This window comes from Pseudomonas japonica, from assembly GCF_013522925.1.
Taxonomy (GTDB): Bacteria; Pseudomonadota; Gammaproteobacteria; order Pseudomonadales; family Pseudomonadaceae; genus Aquipseudomonas; species Aquipseudomonas japonica_A.
On sequence record NZ_JAAMQU010000032.1, the window covers coordinates 1 to 4,025 of the forward strand.

Annotated in this window: 3 protein-coding genes; 1 reads left to right on the top strand and 2 read right to left on the bottom strand. The window is 51.0% G+C overall.

Annotated features, from left to right (window positions below):
* Positions 1-1,400 precede the first annotated feature (1,400 nt).
* Positions 1,401-1,799, bottom strand: a complete 399-nt coding sequence (locus tag G7016_RS24670) for a hypothetical protein (RefSeq protein ID WP_181118394.1) — start codon at positions 1,797-1,799, stop codon at positions 1,401-1,403.
* Positions 1,800-2,163: 364 nt separating this feature from the next.
* Positions 2,164-3,228 (bottom strand): M4 family metallopeptidase, encoded by a 1,065-nt coding sequence (locus G7016_RS24675; protein WP_181118395.1) that lies wholly within the window; start codon positions 3,226-3,228, stop codon positions 2,164-2,166.
* A gap of 406 nt (positions 3,229-3,634) precedes the next feature.
* Between G7016_RS24675 and G7016_RS24680 the strand changes: the two genes are divergently transcribed.
* Positions 3,635-4,025 (top strand): plasmid partitioning protein RepB C-terminal domain-containing protein (locus tag G7016_RS24680; protein WP_308812216.1); only part of this gene is annotated, 391 nt, incomplete at its 3' end.

The window sequence follows — 4,025 nt, forward strand, 5'->3', positions numbered from 1 at the left end:
TGGTGTTAGTCATCGCCAAGGGTTACGTCTCCAGGCTGCTGCGCAATGAGGCAATCGCCGAGTTCCTGCAGCTCAACTATGAAGACCTGGTCAAGGAGCTTGCCTCTGTTATGGACTCGATGACTGCCGACGGCCGGGGAGACGCTCGGGAGCCTCACTCTGCCGACGCCCCTTAGCCTTGTCCGGATTGCCCTGTTTGCTAGGCTACCCGCCCTCATGTCGGTGACGCTCTGAGGCCAAAGCGCTGAGTTGAGCGTCTTCCTTGACCTCTCCCAAAGACGGGTAGAGGTTGAACAGATCGGAACCCATGGCACGAAAAACCGGATCATCGCTGATACAGTGCTCCGACCACCGCCCTGCTAGAAGTGGCGTTGGTGCTGAAGTTCCACGGTGGGATTAGGGGCTGCCACTCGATCCTGTCTGAACGATTTTGCTGCTTCCTGGCCTGTAGGACGCACGATTCAGCATCAATGCGGCCGTGCGATTGATCTGTCCACGTTTACTTGCAGCCGCAGTAGAGATCGCCCATCGAGTTATGCGCATGGTCGAGATAGATCTTCTGCTTCGCCATGACCTTGACTTCTACAAAGGCGGAAGGAGGAGAGGGGAGGGCCGACTGGCTTGTGGAGAGGAGAAGGGCAAGAGTAACCAACAGGTTCTACATAGGGACGGCGATCGCAGATTGAGTCGCGCATCGTACGAATGCAGCGCATCCATGCCGAGCGTTCCCAGCTCGCGATGCTCCGGAACAGATGGACTTGGGGAGGTACGCAACAGAGCCCGCATAAGCTCATGGCCATTGCTTGGCACATGTAGGGCTTTCGATGTAATAGGTCATAAACGTAATGGGTTTCAAAACGCCTTAGTCGAGGCCGGCTGAGGCACCGAATTTTTATTGCCTTGTGTCGAGGCAATCCCCAGCACCGGAGCCCGTATTTTCAAAGCTCGGAGTCCGAGGGCTATCTATACCCCGCCAGTAGGCGCCGAGGTATCGATCAAGCACGCATATTATTGTCATAAGCCTTCTTCGAAGGCTGTATAGATCGTCGGTAAGCAGCGCAACGTGCCTAGCCGCAAGGGGCACCACTGCGCCAAACATACCATCGGAGTGATGGATCAAGGACATCAATTGTTGGCACCCGGCCCGTGTGTTCGAATAAGCCAGGTCTTAGCCGTTCGCTAATTAGCCGCAGTCCATCATAAAAACGAATTGATAGCCTGAGGTCACAATCTCGCCGGATATGAACGCCAGTAATTATCGCCACTGCGTATGTCAGATCACTCATGGCTCCGTCCAGGAAGCCTTCACCCGTGGCAGTGGATACTTTTGCAAGATTTTCCTATGCTAATCACATGACTCGCAAAACCTGAAACTGACCGGAAAGAATGGAAACGGGTGCTTACCCGAGTGTTATCACCCCACCTGCATGTTGGCAGTTAGAAACTATTCCATCCCATGCCGCACCGTACCCATCAGCGTCTCTTAGCTCGATTGAAAACGCTGCTCCCCCGCAGCCGATCGTCATTACAGGGCTGTAGCGTTGTTCGTCGAAGCAAACTTGTGGAGAGTTCAGATTGCAAGTGCGACCGATGGGGGCCATGGCCGTCCAGCCGCCCCAGCTGTTGGAGCCTAACTTTATACGCTGAAGTGTAAGTAACCTGTCGGTCATATTAATAAGCATCAGAATCCAATCATCACCGATTCCAAGTGGTTGAACGACTAAGTCGGCGCTGACCTCATTCGAAATTTCAGCGTGATCAACCGGCATAGCCTGGAAAGCTTGAAGATTTTGTTCCATTGGTGAATCTCCTTGGCTTTAATATATAGATAAATTTAAAGGTGAGCCTGTGTTGTGACGTTTGACATAGGGGGTTATCGTCGATTAGGTCATCACCTTGGGCTGCGATCGTAGCGTACAGCAACTGGAATAATGCCAGTTATTTAAGATAATGGATCAGAGGGTAATAGCGTGATTTAAGTGGCACGCCTTTAAATCCGCAAAGTAGCACCCAAAACTTAAACAATTTAGCTTGAAAACAACCGCAGACGTCTTCGCCTAGTCTGTAGAAGTAATTTCGTGATTCCTAAACCTATAGGAAGACCTAAAATAGACAGTGTCTTGTCCGTCGGCTTGCGCTATACCTACTAAAAGGCCCTGTCCTTCATGTCCTGACACCAACCATCGCCCAGCCTTCGCTGACAGCTTGGTGCTCGGCACTACCAATTCCATAACTACGGCTTGCAATATCGGAACTGATCCGCGCGAAGCGGGCAATGGTGCTGTCAGGCTTCAGTCGTGGGTCTCTTAGAGTGTCATACCATATTCTTCCAGCCTTTTCCCACGCATATCCTCCTATAGATGTAGAAATTAGATAGAATGCGTGATTGGGAATGCCGGAGTTGATATGTACACCACCGTTGTCTTCGAAAGTATTAACGAAGTTATCCATGTGTTTCGGCTGGGGATCCTTACCAATTAATCTATCGTCAAATGCTGATCCGGGGTTACGCATCGAGCGCAACGCGATTCCGTCGATGCCTTCAGCGAATAATCCATTACCGATCAGCCAATCTGCTTCTGCAGCTGTTTGATGCCCCACATATTGCTTGATAAGTGAGCCGAAAACGTCCGACACTGACTCGTTGAGAGCACCCGACTGCTTTAGGTAAAAAAGCTCCGCTTCATCTTCAGTCACACCGTGAGATAGTTCATGACCAATAACATCTATAGACATAGTGAAACGGTTGAATATTTTCCCGTCCCCATCACCGAATACCATCTGGGCTGAGTTCCAGAACGCATTATTGTAATCCACGCCGAAATGAACGGTGGCGTCTTGCTGCATTCCGGAATCATCTATTGAATTGCGATCGAAAATTTCACTGAAAAAATCGTAGGTTGCTCCAAGGCCGTCGTATGCTTCATCAACCGCTGGATCGCCAGTTGAATTTTCCCCCTCCAAACGGACGATCATTCCTGGTAGTGACTGACTATTATTTGCATTGTAAATGGTTCGGCGTTTAATCGGATCCTGTAATGGCTGGATAGGTCTTCGGACTGGCCGCCCTAGTTGATTCAACCGCATAGAGCGAAGCGTGCTATCCAAAGCTTTAGTGCGCATTGCTGACGCACGCTGGTTTGAGTCGCCGTTTTTTGCTATTGCGTTGAGAATATACGGGGGAACCATGCAAAATATCGGGTTCCGAAATAAACATCTATGGCACATAGCCTGCTCCGGTGACGACGAGATCGTATAGTCGTAACACGCAACGAGTGACGACTGCTCGCGCGACTGGTTGATGATAGCCGTTTGCTTACAGCTCACATCAAGGTGCGGCATGGATGCCATAATTAAGAAGTGGCTTTTCTATCATAGTTGATCAATTAAAACCGCTAATCTTGATTTGGAATATACCGCTAATTGCATTAGACGAATCCGACATTACGTATTTTTATCGCCGAGTGCTTATGGCCTCCAGATAGCTCCTCCAGTGCGCGCTGCATGAGCTGAAAGGGGAGGAACCTAGGCGGAGCAGGGGGCTATTCATGCATTGTGCCTGGTCTCCAGCGATGACGAAGGGTTTACCTATAACCGCCAGGTGAACAGGCTGACCCCGATTCAAGAGCACAGGATGATACTTTCGGCGATCCAGAAAGGCACCTCAGGCGCTCGCATAGCCCAAGCCCTAGACGTGAACGTGGAGCACATACGTAGGCGCCAGCAGCTGTTGGACGGTATCGCCCCGGAGGTAGTGGAAATGCTAAAAGACAGGCAGATCAATCAGCACGCCTTCGGTGCGCTCAAGAAGATGAAGCCAATGCGGCAGATAGAGACAGCCGAGATGATGCTGTCTGCAAATTGCTTTACGACTGTCTACGCCAAGATGATGCTTGCCGCCACGCGCCCTGATCAGCTAGCCAAACCAGCGCGTCCTCCTAAGTCGCGAACAACCGCCGAGGATATCAGCCGGCTTGAGCGAGAGATGGACAAGCTCAGCCGGGATTACCGTCTGGTCGAGGACA

Excerpts from the sequence above, each read along its gene's own strand:
- G7016_RS24670 (WP_181118394.1), bottom strand. The coding sequence starts at position 1,799 with ATGGAACAAAATCTTCAAGCTTTCCAGGCTATGCCGGTTGATCACGCT.
- G7016_RS24675 (WP_181118395.1), bottom strand. The coding sequence starts at position 3,228 with ATGTGCCATAGATGTTTATTTCGGAACCCGATATTTTGCATGGTTCCC.